At 38.2% G+C, this 17,464-nt stretch carries 18 protein-coding genes; 17 read left to right on the forward strand and 1 reads right to left on the reverse strand.

The window, feature by feature from the left end; translation table 11 throughout:
• Position 1 precedes the first annotated feature (1 nt).
• Positions 2-829, forward strand: a complete 828-nt coding sequence (locus AC1RNS_RS08560) for a mycofactocin-coupled SDR family oxidoreductase (protein WP_492991920.1) — start codon at positions 2-4, stop codon at positions 827-829.
• Positions 830-840: 11 nt separating this feature from the next.
• Positions 841-1,608, forward strand: a complete 768-nt coding sequence (locus AC1RNS_RS08565; protein ID WP_492991921.1) for an SDR family NAD(P)-dependent oxidoreductase — start codon at positions 841-843, stop codon at positions 1,606-1,608.
• Positions 1,609-1,671: 63 nt separating this feature from the next.
• Here the strand turns inward: AC1RNS_RS08565 and AC1RNS_RS08570 are convergent, their stop codons facing one another.
• A complete protein-coding gene (locus AC1RNS_RS08570; RefSeq protein WP_492991922.1) occupies positions 1,672-3,273 on the reverse strand; it encodes a PucR family transcriptional regulator in 1,602 nt (533 codons plus the stop codon).
• 280 nt (positions 3,274-3,553) lie between these two features.
• Between AC1RNS_RS08570 and AC1RNS_RS08575 the strand changes: the two genes are divergently transcribed.
• From AC1RNS_RS08575 to fabG, 15 genes are all read left to right on the forward strand, one after another.
• Entirely contained in the window at positions 3,554-4,711 is a 1,158-nt protein-coding gene (locus tag AC1RNS_RS08575) for a M20 family metallopeptidase (RefSeq protein WP_492991924.1), read from the forward strand.
• 15 nt (positions 4,712-4,726) lie between these two features.
• On the forward strand, positions 4,727-5,893 hold the full coding sequence (locus AC1RNS_RS08580; RefSeq protein ID WP_492991925.1) for an iron-containing alcohol dehydrogenase: 1,167 nt from the start codon (positions 4,727-4,729) through the stop codon (positions 5,891-5,893).
• A 24-nt stretch (positions 5,894-5,917) separates the two neighbouring features.
• Complete coding sequence (locus tag AC1RNS_RS08585) at positions 5,918-7,402, forward strand: aldehyde dehydrogenase family protein (RefSeq protein WP_492992129.1); 1,485 nt, start codon at positions 5,918-5,920, stop codon at positions 7,400-7,402.
• A 247-nt stretch (positions 7,403-7,649) separates the two neighbouring features.
• Positions 7,650-8,441, forward strand: a complete 792-nt coding sequence (locus AC1RNS_RS08590) for a DeoR/GlpR family DNA-binding transcription regulator (RefSeq protein WP_492991926.1) — start codon at positions 7,650-7,652, stop codon at positions 8,439-8,441.
• Positions 8,442-8,454: 13 nt separating this feature from the next.
• Positions 8,455-9,720 (forward strand): class-III pyridoxal-phosphate-dependent aminotransferase, encoded by a 1,266-nt coding sequence (locus AC1RNS_RS08595; protein ID WP_492991927.1) that lies wholly within the window; start codon positions 8,455-8,457, stop codon positions 9,718-9,720.
• A 41-nt stretch (positions 9,721-9,761) separates the two neighbouring features.
• A complete protein-coding gene (locus tag AC1RNS_RS08600; RefSeq protein WP_492991928.1) occupies positions 9,762-10,775 on the forward strand; it encodes a phosphotransferase enzyme family protein in 1,014 nt (337 codons plus the stop codon).
• 32 nt (positions 10,776-10,807) lie between these two features.
• Positions 10,808-12,217, forward strand: coding sequence for an ethanolamine permease (gene eat / locus AC1RNS_RS08605; RefSeq protein WP_492991929.1), 1,410 nt, complete (start codon positions 10,808-10,810; stop codon positions 12,215-12,217).
• Positions 12,218-12,238: 21 nt separating this feature from the next.
• The gene (locus AC1RNS_RS08610) at positions 12,239-12,982 is read left to right on the forward strand and encodes an HAD family hydrolase (protein WP_492991931.1); all 744 of its coding nucleotides are present in this window, start codon (positions 12,239-12,241) and stop codon (positions 12,980-12,982) included.
• A 4-nt stretch (positions 12,983-12,986) separates the two neighbouring features.
• Positions 12,987-13,292 (forward strand): hypothetical protein, encoded by a 306-nt coding sequence (locus AC1RNS_RS08615; protein ID WP_492991933.1) that lies wholly within the window; start codon positions 12,987-12,989, stop codon positions 13,290-13,292.
• Positions 13,293-13,307: 15 nt separating this feature from the next.
• Positions 13,308-14,795, forward strand: coding sequence for an aldehyde dehydrogenase family protein (locus tag AC1RNS_RS08620; RefSeq protein WP_492991935.1), 1,488 nt, complete (start codon positions 13,308-13,310; stop codon positions 14,793-14,795).
• 14 nt (positions 14,796-14,809) lie between these two features.
• Positions 14,810-15,091: a BMC domain-containing protein gene (locus AC1RNS_RS08625; protein WP_053995836.1), complete on the forward strand. Its 282-nt coding sequence runs from the start codon at positions 14,810-14,812 to the stop codon at positions 15,089-15,091.
• A gap of 17 nt (positions 15,092-15,108) precedes the next feature.
• Entirely contained in the window at positions 15,109-15,723 is a 615-nt protein-coding gene (gene pduL / locus AC1RNS_RS08630; RefSeq protein ID WP_492991937.1) for a phosphate propanoyltransferase, read from the forward strand.
• Between the two features lie 5 nt (positions 15,724-15,728).
• Positions 15,729-16,337, forward strand: coding sequence for a hypothetical protein (locus AC1RNS_RS08635; protein ID WP_492991939.1), 609 nt, complete (start codon positions 15,729-15,731; stop codon positions 16,335-16,337).
• Positions 16,338-16,352: 15 nt separating this feature from the next.
• Positions 16,353-16,640 (forward strand): BMC domain-containing protein, encoded by a 288-nt coding sequence (locus AC1RNS_RS08640; protein ID WP_427537910.1) that lies wholly within the window; start codon positions 16,353-16,355, stop codon positions 16,638-16,640.
• 33 nt (positions 16,641-16,673) lie between these two features.
• Complete coding sequence (fabG, locus tag AC1RNS_RS08645; protein ID WP_427537913.1) at positions 16,674-17,444, forward strand: 3-oxoacyl-ACP reductase FabG; 771 nt, start codon at positions 16,674-16,676, stop codon at positions 17,442-17,444.
• Positions 17,445-17,464: the final 20 nt, after the last annotated feature.

The following is a 17,464-nucleotide window of genomic DNA, read 5'->3' on the forward strand; positions in this document are numbered from 1 at the left end:
GATGGGAAAATTAGATGGGAAAACTGCCTTTATTACAGGTGGTGCCCGAGGGATGGGTAAGGAGTATGCGCTACGGTTTGCAGAGGAAGGCGCAGCCATTGTGATTACTGATATCGCAAAGGATGTTCCGACGGTTGCCTATGAAATGGCAAAGCAATCAGAATTAGCACAAACCGTGGATGAAATAAAAAAGCGCGGTGTAGATGCCTTAGGTTTAGTAGCAGATGTTCGTAATGCACAGGAGCTTGAATTAGCTGTTCAAAAGACAATTGAGCATTTTGGAAAAATCGATATTCTAGTAACAAATGCTGGCATTCTATCGTATAACAAGCTATGGGAGATGCCAGAACAGCAATGGGATGAAATGCTCGATATTTGCTTAAAGGGTACCTGGTTAACCTGTAAATATGTGCTTCCGCATATGATTGAACGCCAAGCAGGGAAAATTTTATGTGTATCATCAGTGAATGGACTTCGAGGTGGTCAAAATGTAGGACATTATGTGGCTGCAAAACACGGGGTGTTAGGATTAGTCAAAACTTTAGCAATGGAGGTAGGACCCTATAATATTCATGTCAACGCTATTTGTCCTACCGCTGTTGATACAACAATGGCAAATAATCAAGCTACCTATGATCGCTTGGCAAACAAAAAAGGAGCTACAAGAGAGGAAGCGACACCTGCATTTGGCAATCATCATGTTTTCCCACATCAAGATTTTATCGCACCGAAGGATGTTATTAATGCAGCACTATTCTTAGTGTCAGATGATTCCAACAATATTTCAGGATCACATATTGCAGTGGATGCTGGCTATTTGACAATGTAGGAGGGAACCACATGATAGGAAGATTACAGGATAAAGTTGTAGTGATTACAGGTGCTGCACAGGGAATAGGCTTTGCTACAGCAAGAAAATGTGGCCAAGAGGGAGCGAAAGTTGTCATTTCAGATTTTAATGTGGATAAGTTACAGGAGGCTTCGATACAATTACAACTAGATGGCTTTGATGTTCATGCGGTAGTATGTAACATCACCGATGAAGAGCATATTGCTAAGCTTTATGAGGAAGCAATAAAAAAATATGGCTATATTACAACAGTGGTTAATAATGCAGGTATTTTTGTCAATAATACAGTCGAAACATTTGATGTTATCACCTTTGAAAAAATTTCCAATATCAATATTAAAGGTGTGATGCTCAGCACTAAACATGCTATTCCATATTTGAAAGGGCAAGAGGGTAGTTCTATCATCAATCTAGCATCAATTTCAGGTATGATCGGTACTAAAAATCATAATTTGTATATTATGACAAAGCATGCAGTGGTAGGGATTACACGAAGTACTGCTGTAGAGCTTGGGCAGTATGGGATACGAGTTAACGCAGTGTGTCCAGGTTTAACCGACACGAATATGGCAGAGCAGCTCATCGAAGGAGATGGCGGTGGTCAATCCATTCGACAGGCCTATGAAAATGCCTATCTATTAGGACGGTTAGGTAGACCAGAAGAAATAGCCAATACTATTTCTTTCTTAGCCTCAAATGAAGCATCCTTTATCACAGGAGCCTTAATACCAGTGGATGGCGGCTATACGGCAACTTAAACACATTTAAAAAACAGTCTATTTTTATGGAATTGATAAAAATAGACTGTTTTTGTTAGGCAATTATTGATAGGTTGGTAGCTGAAGCTCTTCTAGCAAAAAGCCAATATAAAACAAAATTTGATCCTGTAATTTTTCAGGATTGAGCTTTGAGATTTCTTTAATTAAACTAAGCCGATAACGGACTGTATTTTTATGAACGAATAGCTGCTCGGCTGTTTTATTAAAATCGGCATTATTAAATAAAAATACTTTTAGCGTATTATAGAGCTCTGCTGTCTTTTTCTCATCAAATTCCTTTAATGGCATTAAGTATTCCTGCTGGAGAAATGAAGCCTCTTTTATAGGCTGACTGGAGAAAAGGATTCGTTCGAAATTTAATTGTTCAAAATTGACAACCTTAGATAATTGATTTTTTTTCGCTTGTGCAAAATGTAATGACACTAATGCCTCGTTGTAGCTTTTTACAATAGATTGTAGAGGATATAACCGCCCAATTCCCCCGAAATAGGCGTTTTTGACATTATATTTAGCTAATAAGTAATCGATTTTCTCACAAATAAAGGTAACATCAATTTCTGCTACTGCATCTAACAGCACAACTAAATAATTATTGGAATCAAACCCTATCTTGGTTAAAGTATATTTTTCCAATAGAAAGATAAATTTTGATGTTAATATGAGTGTATCTTGTTTGTTATAATCCGGGAATTTTAATTCAATTAAAAGTAATTGATGCGGTTGATCCGTCAAATCCCAATTGACCTCTCTCGAAACACGGATTATTTCCTCAGTACTATTAAATTTTCCATGTAATAAATCTACTAGAAAGCCGCTTCTATTTTGCTGAGATAATGAAATAATACTTTTTATTTTTTGTAGCTCAGTTAATAAAATAGCAGTTGCTTGTGAGATAGCCACCTTTTCCCATGGAGCGTGAATATCTTGACATTCCCAAAGAATAATACACCCCTCTAGATATCTGTTTTCATAAATCGGCTTCACATATACTTGGATGGGAATCTCCTGAAAACTTTCCTTCGTTAGGTTTTTCGTTTTGATAATGTGGATAATGTCTGAAGTGATTTCTTCATAAACAGGCGTCAATTCAAATGAGCTATACAACTTATCAATGGAATGTAAATAAATAGTAGCCTTTTGGGAAGTTAATTTTTCAATTAATAGCGGTAATTGTTGAAAATCAGTTTTTGATAATAAAAAATATTGGAACTCTTCATAGATATTCTTTACTTTTTCTAACTCAAGTCTTTGTTCATTATTAATATGATTAACAATCGGAATAATCATATCTGCCCAAGCAATTTGGTTGTCCAGTTCTATAATAACAATCTCATATTGTTCTGCAAAATTCTGCACGTCTATGGAAACAGATGGAATATGCCGACCAATTTTAATGCCTAAGCCACTGACTCCTTTTTCAAAGAGTGTCAAAATTAATTTTTTTAATGTTTCATCTAAACTGTTTTCGTTTGTTAAGAATGGAAAACCTGTTGTAAGAATGAAATTTCCCCGTTCAATCCAAGAAAATCCATCTGGTGCGTCTACAATAGTAGCTCCTGTTACTTCCTTTTCCAATAAATCTTTTCCAGCGATAATCTTGGCATGTGTAAATTCTTGTAACAGCATAACATCCTTTATCCGCAAGTTAATCACCTCATAAATGTATTGATAAGATGGTGATTATGTATGTTTAGAGCAACGCAGTCGTAATTTTATTTTATAAAAAAATGGAAGCAATCTTTTGGCTCTTAGCCAAAAAATACAATGCTATAGTAAGTGAAAGGTGAGATTACTAGTATAATACACTAAATTTTTGTAATTTTCACTTATTTTTTGATTTGTAGCTTGAGTGTCATTGACAATCTTGAGTAAAAACAGCTGCTACATTTCTATTGGATGCTAGTTAAGGAAGGGAGGTGTTATTTTGATCAATGGTGAAAGAGCGACGCAATTTTTACAAACTTTAGTTCAAATCAATAGTGTCAATCCTCCCGCTAATGAGCTGGTAGTAGCTCATAAAATAGCTGAGCATTGTACACGCTACGGCTTAGAAGTAGATATTCAAATGATAGATGATGCTAGAGCAAACATCATTGTAAAGCTATTGAGCCATGCAAAAGAAAAAAAAGCCTCTTTGCTATTTAGTGGTCACCTGGATACCGTTCCTGTTGGAGATGTACCTTGGGATTTCGAGCCTTTTTCGGCTGAAATCATTGATGGCAAAATGTATGGCAGAGGAACGACAGATATGAAAGGAGGGGTAGCTGCTTTACTCGAGGCAATGATTATATTAAAGGAAAAAAAGATTCCTTTAAAAGGAGATTTATTGTTTTTAGGAACAGCAGGTGAAGAGGTGGATTGCATAGGTGCGAAACAAGCCATTGAAACAGATATTGTAAAAAATGCGGGTGCCATTATTATTGCTGAACCGAGCAGCGGTGAGATTTTTTGTGCACATAAGGGTGTCTTATGGTTAGAGATTGAAACTTTTGGTAAAACAGCGCATGGTTCAATGCCTCAAAATGGCATAAATGCAATTACGCATATGCACAAAGTGATAAGCGTTTTACAGAATTATTCATTTAGGGCAGTAGAAGAGCATCCTTTACTTGGCCGACCAACACTTGTCATTAGCACGATAAAAGGGGGGGTTACAACTAATGTAATACCAGATTATTGTGCTATACGTATAGATATTAGATCCACACCATTGCTATCTCATCAAGAAATAGTAGAGGATATTAAAGAAATTATTGGAGAAATTCGAAAGACAGACCATGACTTCCATGCAAAGATTCATGTGATTCACGATTTAAATTCAATTGATTACTCAGGCAGTCAAGCATTATTAACTCAATTGAAAGCGGTGAAAAATGAGTTATCTAATGTAACGTTACTGGAAAAGGGTGTTAATTATTATACAGATGGCTCTGTTTTTTCAACTGCTACCAATGCCCCTATTATCATCTACGGCCCTGGCAATGAAAATTTAGCACACCAGCCAAATGAACATATTGAAATGAACGCATTTTTTGATGCTATTGAATTTTATAGTGTTTTTGCAGAAAGATATTTAACTTGATAGGGAGGATTAACGATGAATGCATACTCAGAAACAGTTTTTAATGCCAAAACGAAGATTTATACAGGCGTATCTTCTATAAAAAAATTAGGCCCTGTTCTACAAGAAATGGGTGCTCATCGCATTTTGATGGTGACAGATCAAGGGATTAAGCACTCGGGGATTTTAAAAAATGTGCTTGGTGAAATCTCTGAAAATATTGAGGTTTTGATATATGACGAGGTAAAACCTAATCCAGATGTAGCAAGTATTGATGAAACTGCCAATATCTATAGGAATAAAGAGATTTCAGCTCTAGTCGCTGTAGGTGGAGGTAGTGTAATTGATAGTGCCAAGGCTTTAGCGATTGTGCTAACAAATGAGAGCTCTATATCAACCTATTATGGCTTCGATCAATATACTGAAAAAGCACTTCCGTTAATTGCTGTTCCAACAACGGTAGGAACAGGGAGTGAAAGTGGAAATGCGGCAGTCATTACGGATGAGACAGATGGATTGAAAACAAAAAAATTAGTTTTTGGAGAAGATTTATTCCCTAGGGTGGCGATTTTAGATGCTAGCTTATTACGTGCTATGCCAAGTGGTCTAATCGCCTCAACAGGGATGGATGCGTTAACACATGCTATCGAAGGATATGTATCTATTTGGAGCTCGCATTTTACGGATTCACTTAATTTACATGCAGTACGAGTGATTGGAAAATCAATATTACCAGCGATTGCACATAGTGAAAATACCGAGGCAATGCATGGCATGTTATTAGCTAGTTCTATTACAGGCTTAGGAATGGCTAATTCGGGGTTAGGAATGGTCCATGGGATATCACATGCTATTGGTGCACAGTATGATGCTCCACATGGTATAGTCAATGCTATTCTATTGCCTTATTTACTAGAATACAATTGGATTGCGAATCCTGAGAAATTTAAAGATATTGCTGAAGCCTTACGTGTCAATATTGAAGGACTTTCGGTAGAGGAGGCAGCCAAAGCAGCTGTTGCATATGTGAAGAACTTAACGAAAGAAGCAGGAATTCCTGAGAAGTTGGGTGCCATAGGTGTAAGCAAAGATCAAATCGATGTTTTAGTTGATATTGCCTTCCATGATGCGCAGTACATGGTGCCGAATCCACGTAAAATGTCTAGACAGGATATCTATAATATTTTAGATCAATCAATCTAACAAGGAGGTCTATCTATGCTAGAGATGAAATTACCACAGGCAATTGAATTATTACCTAAGGTGCAAGCTTTTTTAGAGGAAACAAAGGGGTTATATATTAACGGAGAATTTACTCAATCAAAAGCTGGTAAAACCTTCGACACAATAAATCCTTCCACTGGAGAAAAAATAACAACAGTATATGAAGCGCAAGCAGAGGATATAGATGCAGCAGTGGAAGCGGCTAGAGACGCTTTTGATCATGGACCATGGTCAAAAATGGATGCTGCTCAAAGAGCCTTATTGATGCTAAAACTAGCAGATTTAATGGAAGAGCATAAAATGGAAATCGCTCAGATTGATGCCTTGGATAATGGTAAGCCGATTAATGAGGTGTTGGGAAATGATATTCCGAATGCTGTTGAGCAATTTAGATATTTTGCTGGATGGGCAACGAAGAATATGGGACAAGTCCTGCCTGTAGCGGGTAATTTTCTAAATTATACAAGGCATGAGCCAGTAGGTGTAGTGGGGCAGATCATTCCATGGAATTTTCCGTTTATGATGGTTTCTTGGAAGGTAGCGCCTGCACTAGCAACTGGATGTACTGTTGTCCTTAAGCCAGCGGAACAAACGCCCCTGTCTGCACTTTATTTTGCTCAGTTGGTGACGGAGGTAGGTTTTCCGCCAGGTGTTATTAATATCGTACCTGGCTTTGGTCCAATTGCAGGAGAGGCGCTAGTGATACATGAGAAAATCGATAAAATTGCCTTTACTGGTTCTACAGACGTAGGAAAAAGCATTATGAAAAAAGCTGCTGACACAATGAAACGAGTAACATTAGAGCTTGGAGGGAAGTCTCCTAATATTATTTTACAGGATGCAGATTTGAGCACAGCAATTCCGGGTGTTCTTTCGGGGATAATGGCCAATCAAGGTGAAGTTTGTAGTGCAGGCTCAAGAGTGTTTGTTCATCGTAGCCAGTCTGAGGAGATTATCAAACAAATGGTGAGCTATGCTACAAAAATTCAACAAGGTCACGCTTTAAATTTTTCTACACAAATGGGGGCACTCGTCTCAGAAAAACAGCTAAATCGTGTTGAAAATTATGTTGAAATAGGTGTTGAGGAAGGAGCTACATTAGCATGTGGTGGCAAATCGGCTGACCATGGCTATTTTATGGAGCCTACTATTTTTACAAATGTTTCTGATACGATGACAATTGCACAAGAGGAAATCTTTGGACCAGTTGTTGTTGTGCTGGAATATGATAGCGTGGATGAATTAGTAGAAAGAGCAAATAAGTCGAACTTTGGGCTAGCAGCAGGCATTTGGACACAGAACTTAAAAAATGCACATTCATTAGCCGCAAAATTAAAGGCGGGTTCAGTATGGGTAAATTGCTATAATATGACAGACCCTGCTTCTCCTTTTGGAGGATTTAAACAGTCGGGCATTGGTAGAGAAATGGGTGCGTATGCTCTACAAAATTACACTGAAGTGAAGAGTGTTTGGATTAATTTGGATTGATGTTGTATTTTAATGAAACTAAACAAGTCCCCTAGTTATCATAAAACAACTAGGGGACTATATTTTTGTAGAAAAATATAGTATTAAGAAGAAAAAAACCTCGTAATTTAGATAAAATTAATATTTATAGTATTGACAATTATCTAACTATTCTATAAAATTCAAAACAAATCCACATAAATACAGAATATGAATGTTGAATTTGTGGATTTTGTTGGATTCTACTATGTGTTTGGAGTGATTGTGTATGTCCCTTTCGTTTGAGGAACGCAAAAAAGTAATTTTAGATATTTTAGATTTAGAAGGCAAAGTGAAGGTAAGTGATGCCGAACAATTATTGAACGTATCAGGTGAGACTATACGTAGAGATATGGACCGATTGGAGAAGGAAGGGCTCCTGCACAAAGTTTATGGAGGTGCCGTGAAAGCTAAAGAAAAGTATGAACGGACATTTGAACAGAAAACTTCACTCAACAACTTAGAGAAAAGAATGATATGCAAGGCTGCAGCGAGTATTGTGGAGGATGGAGACGTTATTTTTATTGGTCATGGTACAACAGCCTATGAAATCGTTCGTTATTTAAGTGATAAACCAAATGTAATAGTGGTAACAAATTCTCTCCCGGTTCTATCATTAGCAGCAGAATGCTTTCAAGGCAAGGTGCTTTTTGCAGGAGGTGAATATGAGCATCGACAAAAATTTATGGGTGGTCCGTTAGCTGATTTATTTTTTAATCAACTAAAGGCAAATAAAGCCTTCGTAGCTGCAGGCGGAATTTCTTTGAATGAGGGCATTACAGACTATGATATTACTGGCGCTGCGATTTCAAAGAAATTAATAGAACGAGCAGAAAATACGATTATTTTAGCAGATCACACAAAATTTGGAGTCTCCACATTTGCACACATTTGTCATTTGGAGGATATTGCCATGGTGATTACAGATCAAAAAAGTTCTACACAATGGCAAGAACGCTTGGCCCAAAAAAAGGTTGAACTATTAATAGCAGGTGAAATTTTGGAGGATGTCAACGTATAGGAAGGTGGAAAACATGGATTATTTTGCGAATAAACAAGCAACCTTACAAAAATCAATTGACTGGTGGAATCCAGGGAAAACAAAGCAATGGCAAGTAGATGGCGTTGATCTCGTCATCGGAAAAAGAGAAGGTTATTACTTTTATGATGTAGATGGCAAAAAATTAATGAATGCCCATTTAAATGGTGGAACTTATAATTTAGGTCATCGTAATCCAGAAGTCATCGCAGCATTAATTGAAGGAACAAATTATTTTGATATTGGTAATCATCATTTTCCTTCTACAGCTCGTGCACAACTAGCTGAAAAATTAGCTGCCTGTACACCAGATGGGTTAAAATATACGATTTTCTCAAGTGGTGGGAGTGAAGCAATTGATGTTGCCCTAAAATGTGCCCGCTATGCCACAAAACGTAAAAAAACCATTTCGATTAAAAATGGCTATCATGGACATAGTGGTTTAGCTGTGTCGTTAGGAAATGAACGCTATTCTAAGCCGTTTTTAAGTGAAGGAGATCCAGGTGAATTTGCACATGTTCCATTTAATGATTTAGCAGCGATGGAGCGAGAGCTGTCCAAAGGGGATGTCGCAAGCGTTATTATCGAAACAATCCCAGCAACATATGGTTTCCCATTACCGAATGCTAATTATTTATCAGGGGTGAAGGCATTATGTGAGCGCTACGGTGCACTATATATTGCAGACGAAGTGCAAACTGGGTTAATGAGAACTGGGAAGCTATGGGGTATTGAACATTATGGTGTGAAGCCAGATATTCTTGTGACTGCGAAAGGTTTAAGTGGAGGTATTTATCCAATTGCGGCTACTGTTGTGAATGAGCGAGCTGGCGGTTGGATGGTAGAAGATGGACTAGCCCATATTTCTACTTTCGGCGGTGCTGAGCTAGGATGTGTTGTTGCCATGAAAGTATTAGAAATTTCTCAACGACCAGAAGTGGTCAAAAATGTGGAATATGTGGCACGTTATCTGCGTTCAGGCTTAGAGCGTATCCAACAGCAATACCCAGATTTCTTTGTTGGCATTCGTCAATTAGGGGTTGTCATGGGATTAGAGTTTAATCATCCTGAAGGGGCAAAGCATGTAATGAGCTCCTTGTACAAGCATGGGGTGTGGGCAATTTATTCAATGCTTGATACACGAGTTCTTCAATTTAAACCAGGCTTATTATGCGATAAAGCATACTGTGATGAGTTACTTGAAAAATGTGAAGCAGGTATTAAAGAGGCTGCACAGCTTGTAAAGTTTGCTCGTTATTGAGTATAGAAAGATTAGCAATTTGTAAACAAGGGGGTTTTCAAATGGGACAAATGGATTTCTTAGATTTAGATGCTGTACTATCTAATTTTCATCAAGCAGCACATGATGCCTTGAAGGAATTCAGCTGTTTAGCAGATGCATCTTGTAAAATGATTGACTATTCCGAAAATTCTACGTATTTAGTAGAGGATGTTCAAGGTAAAAAGTATATTTTGAGAATCAGTAGACCGAATTACCATAAGAAAGAAGAGATAGAAGCGGAGATTGCTTGGTTAAACTCATTACACGAGCAATCTCCAATCGATGTATCATTACCAATTCGAGCAGATGACGGTGACTACGTGCATGCTCATAAATTAAATGACACCATCTATTATAGCACATTATTTACATTTTTGGAGGGAAATGCGCCCGATGAAAATAAAGAAGAAGATTTGATTCAACAATTTGAAACATTAGGAACGATAACAGCAATGTTCCATAAACATACAATTGAACAGCATGAGTATTATAAAGACTTCAAACGCATGACATGGGATTATGACACGATTTTAGGGGACTCACCAAAATGGGCTAGGTGGCAGGATGGACTTGGTATGACACCGTCACGTTTAGCTTTATATGAAGAAGCATCTCTCATTATTAAAAAGAAGTTAGAAGTATTCGGCAAAAGCAGGACAAGATTTGGACTTATACATTCAGATCTACGCCTAGCCAATTTATTAATTTGCGGAGATGAAATAAAAGTTATTGATTTCGACGACTGTGGCTTTGGTTGGTTTTTATATGATTTAGCCACGTCAGTAAGCTTTATAGAGCATATGCCTTACTTGGATGATTTAATTGCTTCTTGGTTAAAAGGTTATAGCAAAATAAGAACCTTAACGGATGACGAAATTGAAATGATTCCAACATTTATTTTAATGAGAAGACTACAGCTTATTTCTTGGATAGGTAGCCGCGATAATGAAACAACAAGATTACTAGGTGAAAACTATACAGTGCAGAGTGATGCTTTAGTGAATGCATATTTGGAAAAAAGTAGAGTACTGTAACATCTAAATAATGAGAAAAGGTGGCGAATGCTATGTCTTCTAAAAAGGGTGAAATAATTGTATTAAAGAAAGCCCTTACACCGATTCACTTATGGACAATTGGTGTTGGGATTGTTATTTCTGGAAATTATTTTGGATGGAATTTTGGATTAAGTCAATCTGGCTACTTAGGGATGCTAATCGCTACAATATTTATGGCTATTATGTATTTAACAATGACCTTAGGAATCTCAGAATTATCGACGATGTTACCGTATGCAGGTGGACCATACTCTTTTGCTAGACGTGCAATGGGGAGATATATTGGCTTTATTACAGGAATTGGAGTTGTGCTCCAGTATGTGATTGCAGCACCGATTATTGCCATAGGTATCGGCGGCTATATAAGCTTTTTATTCCCATCTGTTCCGACAGTAGTAGCAGCAGCATTCATGTATGCTCTCTTCATGGGTGTCCATATTATCGGTATTAAAGAATATGCAACAATTGAAATGGTGCTCGTCTTTATTGCGCTTGGACTATTAGTATTAATGTATTTCGTTGGATTACCACAAATTAATGTGGCTCATTTATTCCCTGAAAATGGTGATTTAATACCTGGTGGATTTAAAGGGGTTTGGTCTGCCTTACCATACGCTATGTGGTTATTTTTAGCCATTGAAATGCTGCCAATGCTATCTGAGGAGACGAGAGATGTACAAAAGGACATGCCAAAGGGCTTAATCTCTGGAATGATCACATTATTAGTATTGTCCGTTCTAACGACAACTGTGGCAATAGGTCTTGCTGGTATCGATGTTATGACTGTAGCGGAAGATCCACTTCCAGCAGCAATTGCAGCAGCGTTTGGTAATACGTACTGGCTAGCTCAAATCTTAGCTTCTGTAGGATTAGTTGGATTAATTGCTAGTTTTTCAGGTGTTATCTTAGCTTATTCACGTCAAGTTTACGCGTTATCTCGAGCAGGCTATTTGCCAAGCCTTTTAGCAAAGATGCATAAAAAGCGTCAGACACCTTATATGGCAATTATTTTACCAGGCTTTATTGGACTAGCACTTGTTATCTTATTCAATCCTGATGACCTCATTTTAATTTCTACATTCGGGGCATTAGTGTCATATATTACGATGAATTTATCAGTGTTGATTTTACGTAAAAAGGAGCCAAATCTTGTAAGAACATTTAAAACGCCATTATATCCATTTACACCAATTGTTTCTCTTGTACTGGCGGTTATTGCTATCTTTGCAAGTTTCTTTGCCAACTTTACATTTTTCATCGTATCGTTAGCAGTTTTTGCTGCTGCAAGTATCTACTATTGGATTTGGGCTCGTCATCAAATTAACGAGGATGCTCCAGAAGAACGCTTTGCTAAAGAAGCAACTACTTCACATGAAAGTCAGGTTACTACTGCAACACCCATTGAAGCGATTCGAGAATAGAGTAAAAGGATGTGTCCCCCAATGAATCAAGTAGATTGGATTATTTTTGATAAGGATGGAACCATTATTGAAATGGATTCTTTATGGATAGCATGGGCCACAAATTTTTACCTTCATTTAACTGAAAATTCGGATTTTGAAGTTAGGTTTACATTACAGGCGTTTTTAAAAAATATAGGTGTAAAAGACAATGGTCGCTCCATTGATCCAACAAGTCCATTAGCCATTGGAAGTATACAAGAAGCAGAAACGATTGTCGCCTATTTACTCTATCAGGAAGGAATAGCATGGAGTAAGGGCGTGACACTAGCAAGAGCTGCATCAAGTTCAGCTACTACTCAACAAGAGCATGTAACGGTAAAAGAACTACCAGGTATTCGACAGCTATTAATGGCATTAAAAAATAGTGGGATAAAATTAGGCGTTATCACAGCCGATTTAACTGCTCGAGCGGAGATTCATCTTAAACAGCTAGGTATTCTAGAGCAATTTGAATTTGTTTTAGGGAGCGATCAAGCAGTCTATAGCAAGCCATTTCCAGATTTGGCTTATATAGCAAGGGAACGCTATCATGTGCCACTTGAACGGACAGTGATGATTGGTGATTCCAATGCTGATATGCTTTTTGCAAAAAACGCAGGCATGCTATTTTCTGTCGGCATTATCCCAAAGGAAGTTTATCCGAAAGATTATCTACCAGATGCTACGAAAATCATTGAATCCTATGATGAATCATTAGTAGCTATGTTTGTAAAAAAGGAGTGATTATATGGACCATCAATTGATTGCAAAAATTACTGAGTTAGTAATGGAGAAAATTTCACAAACTTCTCAATCGGATGGTAGCTATCAAGGCCTAACACAAGGCGAGCTGCAAGAATGGCAGTCATTTCACCCGATGAATTCAAGCGTGAATACGTCTCAACAGCCTGTCGTTGCTACTAGTGTATATGAGGCTTTATCTTCACAAGAGCTGCAAAATTGGGATAGCTTACATCAGCAACAAGCATTCGTTGTCTCTAAATCAGCACCGTCTCCGACAAACGACTTAATCGCCATTAAAAAGTTTTCATGATGGGAGGGTGGTCGAATGATTAAGGATCAAGATTTACTATCTATTCAAGAGGCAAGGGATGCTGTTATAGCAGCATCTAGTGCACAAAAAAAGTATTCTAGCTTTTCGCAAGAACAGGTCGATGGAATTATCGAAGCAATCGCTCAGGCAGCCTTTGAGCAAGCAGAGAATCTGGCAATATTAGCTGTTACAGAAACGCAGATGGGTGTCATTGAGCATAAGAAAATAAAAAATGAGCTCGCTTCAAAAGGTGTCTATGAATCAATACGCGATGAAAAAACAATCGGTATTGTACAGGAGGACTATGTGACACAGCAGGTAGAAATTGCTTATCCATATGGGGTTATTGCAGCAGTATCGCCTGTTACAAATCCAACTGCTACCGCAATTTATAAAACACTAATTGCCCTGAAAGCTCAAAATGCAATTGTCTTCAGTCCCCATCCAACAGCTGTCAACTGTACGATTGAGGCATTAAAAATATGTCATCAGGCAGCTATTCGTGCAGGTGCTCCGGAGGGATTGATTCAATGGATTGCCCATCCAACATTAAAAGGAACAGAGGCATTAATGCAACATAAAGACGTACAGTTAATTTTAGCGACTGGAGGATCAGGGCTGGTGAAGGCTGCCTATAGCTCAGGTAAACCTGCTTATGGTGTTGGACCAGGAAATGTCCCTGCGTACATTGATCGCACGGCAAATATAGCTCGTGCTGTACAGCAAATTATGGATAGTAAGTCTTTTGATAATTCTACTATCTGTGCAACGGAGCAGGCGATTGTAGTCCATCAAGATGTAAAGGATCAAGTACTGACAGCTTTAGCTAACAATGGAGCTGTGCTTCTAAAAGGAGAAGACAAGGAAAAATTAGCAAAAGTTATTTCTCCTGTCCCACGTACACTCAATAGCAAAATTGTGGGCAAACCAGCTACAGTCATCGCCAAAATGGCGAATATTGATGTTCCTTCATCTACAAGAGTATTAGTGGCTGAGGAGCATCTAATAGGAAAAGAATATCCATTTTCCATGGAGAAGCTATCACCGATTTTAGGACTGTATACTGCTAATTCTCATGAGGAGGCAGTAACAATTTGTCAACAATTACTAGATGTTGGCGGTAGGGGGCATAGTTTAGCAATTCATGCTCAAGACGAGCGCTTTGTCAAAGAGTTTGCTACACAAATGCCAGTGTCTAGAATTTTAGTTAATACATTAGCGTCTGTTGGTGCTGCTGGTGGTACTACAAGCTTAATGCCTTCCTTTACATTAGGCTGTGGGGCATATGGTGGAAATATTACAAGTGATAATATTTCAGCTCGTCATTTAATCAATAAAAAACGTGTTGCTTATGGCATCAAGGAACTTTCGATTCCGAAGCCACAGCATCCAAAAAATATACAAGAAACATCCCCTTCATTTCAGGTAAATGAAGAAGCACAATTGAATACAGCTATGATTCAAAAAATAGTAGAAGAAATCGTTACCAAATTAAGTGTCTAGAGGAGGAATTTTAAATGAGTGTTGAAATTAATGGAGCATTAGGAATGATTGAAACTAGAGGGTTAATTGGGTCTATTGAAGCAGCAGATGCTATGGTGAAAGCTGCAAACGTTAATATTGTTGGTAAAGTACATGTTGGTGGAGGAATTGTCACAGTTTTAGTAACGGGAGATGTTGGAGCCGTTAAAGCTGCAACAGATGCAGGCTCTGAGGCTGCACGTCGTGTTGGCGAATTGTTATCTGTGCATGTGATTCCACGTCCGCATTCAGAACTATTAGCCATTTTACCGAAATAAGAATTGGAGGTGTTTGGATGACAAACCATCAAACGCTTGTGTCTAATTCTGCAGCTGGTGCGATCCCCATTGCTGTATCAGCTCGCCATTGTCATGTCAGTGAAGAGGATTTCTTTCATTTATTTGGCGCAAATGCTCAATTAAAAGTATGGAAGGAGCTTTCCCAGCCCGGCCAATACGCTGCAGAGCAAGTTATTACTATTAAAGGTCCTAGAGGTCAAATTGACAAGGTTCGGGTATTAGGACCGTTCCGTCAGGATACACAAATTGAAATAAGCCAAACGGATGCAATAAAGCTAGGTGTTTCCCCGCCTATTCGTATGTCAGGTGATTTAGAAAGATCTTCACCAATTATATTAATAGGAACACATGGAATATTGCATAAAGATAACGGGCTTATTATTGCACAAGCTCATATTCATATGTCCGAAACAGAGGCAGCTTCATTCAATGTAACGGATCAAGAAATTGTGAAGGTAGAAATCACGAATGAGGTTCGCCAAATTCAAATTATGAATGTAGTTGTTCGTGTGTCACCAAATTTCAGACTAGAGATGCATATTGATACAGATGAGGCCAATGCGGCATCTATCGTTGCTGATCAAACTGGAAAGCTCATAAAAATGGGGTGACATAAATGGATATGCAAGCGTTACAACGACTTATTCAAGAAGTGGTATCTACTATTGTGAACACAAATAAAAGAGTACTGATTGTTCATCCCCAAACAACAATCTCAAATAGGCAGGTTGAAACATTAAAAAGCTATTTCCAAGTGGAGGAGTGGCAAGTGGATACCCCATCCCAAATGTTTCACGATGCAACAGTATTTCTTGAAGTTGATCAGTCTTTCATTGTCAGCAGTGCGCAAGGATTGCCTCATTCCCCGGCATCCTTGTTCCTGACTGAATTATTACTGAAAGATGAGCCAGCTATATTAGTCCCCGATGAAAAAATGTCTGTCGTTTTTACAACGAAGGAACCAAATACTTACATGAAAATGCTTCTGCAGCACATGAAAAGTTTACAGGTATTCGGCTGTGAGTTTCAGTTATTCTCACAGCTTATACCTTATATCAAGGATAAGGAAGATCTCATTCATTACGATATCCAAGCAGATTTTATTACAGAGGAAATGATTAAATCATACAAAGGGCAGCAGCTAAAACTGCCGTTGCATACAAAGATCACACCACTTGCCCTTGATCTGATTCAAGAGAAAGGCATTCGTATTCTAAGAAACTAGCAGGAGTGTTGTTACATGACAAAATCGATTGGTATTGTGGAAACGAGAGGTCTTGCCATTTCTATTCAAATAGCAGACGCCATGTTAAAAGGAGCAAATATTAGATTGCTTCGACAAGAAACAATTGATTTAGCACTTGTAACAATTGCTATTGAAGGTGATACGGAGGCAATTCGGGAAGCAATTGAAATTGGTACAAAAATGGCCAAAGCTGCTAACCAATGGATTGCCTCTACTACTATTTTACGCCCAGAAGATGCTGTTAATGGTTTAGTGATGGAAATTGCTAAAAAACCGACGTAATCACACAATCATTTGAAAAGGTGGGAGATGGATTTGAAAGTAGATTTATCTGGGAAGGTTGTTATTGTTACTGGTGGAAGTAAAGGAATTGGTAAAGGCATTGCGACAGTGTTTGCAAAGCAAGGTGCTCATGTTGTTATTGCTGCAAGAGGCTTAGAGCATGCGACAAAATTAGCATCTGAACTACAGATGCAAGGCTACTCTGCTTCAGGGGCAGCTGTCGATGTAGAAAGCTATGAATCTGTGGAAAATATGGCACAAGAGGTTGCTAGTAAATATGGTGCCATCGATATTTTATGCTCAAATGCTGGCATTTTTCCATCTGTCAAGCTAGAGGATATGAGCACAGACCAATGGGATCATGTGTTAAATGTTAATGCACGAGGAACGATGTTCGCTGTGAAAGCATGTGCTCCTTATTTAAAGAAAGCGGATTATGGAAGAGTCATTATTACCTCCTCCATTACAGGTCCAGTGACAGGATATGCAGGGTGGACACATTATGCAGCAAGTAAAGCAGCACAGCTTGGTTTTATGCGAACTGCAGCACTTGAATTAGCACACTATAATATTACCGTTAATGCAGTTCTTCCAGGCAATATTGCAACAGAAGGATTAGATGGTCTTGGAGAGGAATATTTGCAGAAGATGGCAAAGGCTATTCCATTCGGTGGATTGGGCAGTGTTGAGGATATTGCCTATGCAGCACTATTCCTCAGCAGCAAGGAAGCAGGTTTTATTACAGGACAATCCATTATTATTGATGGTGGACAAACATTACCAGAAGATGCTGAAGCATTTTGATAACGTAGGGGGAATTGAAG

The organism is Lysinibacillus sp. GW821-FHT14F06 (assembly GCF_058803665.1).

Bases quoted from the DNA above. Each gene is read 5' to 3' on its own strand.
- AC1RNS_RS08560 (WP_492991920.1), top strand. From the start codon at position 2: ATGGGAAAATTAGATGGGAAAACTGCCTTTATTACAGGTGGTGCCCGA.
- AC1RNS_RS08565 (WP_492991921.1), top strand. From the start codon at position 841: ATGATAGGAAGATTACAGGATAAAGTTGTAGTGATTACAGGTGCTGCA.
- AC1RNS_RS08580 (WP_492991925.1), top strand. From the start codon at position 4,727: ATGAATGCATACTCAGAAACAGTTTTTAATGCCAAAACGAAGATTTAT.
- AC1RNS_RS08585 (WP_492992129.1), top strand. From the start codon at position 5,918: ATGAAATTACCACAGGCAATTGAATTATTACCTAAGGTGCAAGCTTTT.
- AC1RNS_RS08590 (WP_492991926.1), top strand. From the start codon at position 7,650: ATGTCCCTTTCGTTTGAGGAACGCAAAAAAGTAATTTTAGATATTTTA.
- AC1RNS_RS08595 (WP_492991927.1), top strand. From the start codon at position 8,455: ATGGATTATTTTGCGAATAAACAAGCAACCTTACAAAAATCAATTGAC.
- AC1RNS_RS08600 (WP_492991928.1), top strand. From the start codon at position 9,762: ATGGGACAAATGGATTTCTTAGATTTAGATGCTGTACTATCTAATTTT.
- eat (WP_492991929.1), top strand. From the start codon at position 10,808: ATGTCTTCTAAAAAGGGTGAAATAATTGTATTAAAGAAAGCCCTTACA.
- AC1RNS_RS08610 (WP_492991931.1), top strand. From the start codon at position 12,239: ATGAATCAAGTAGATTGGATTATTTTTGATAAGGATGGAACCATTATT.
- AC1RNS_RS08615 (WP_492991933.1), top strand. From the start codon at position 12,987: ATGGACCATCAATTGATTGCAAAAATTACTGAGTTAGTAATGGAGAAA.
- AC1RNS_RS08620 (WP_492991935.1), top strand. From the start codon at position 13,308: ATGATTAAGGATCAAGATTTACTATCTATTCAAGAGGCAAGGGATGCT.
- AC1RNS_RS08625 (WP_053995836.1), top strand. From the start codon at position 14,810: ATGAGTGTTGAAATTAATGGAGCATTAGGAATGATTGAAACTAGAGGG.
- pduL (WP_492991937.1), top strand. From the start codon at position 15,109: ATGACAAACCATCAAACGCTTGTGTCTAATTCTGCAGCTGGTGCGATC.
- AC1RNS_RS08635 (WP_492991939.1), top strand. From the start codon at position 15,729: ATGGATATGCAAGCGTTACAACGACTTATTCAAGAAGTGGTATCTACT.
- AC1RNS_RS08640 (WP_427537910.1), top strand. From the start codon at position 16,353: ATGACAAAATCGATTGGTATTGTGGAAACGAGAGGTCTTGCCATTTCT.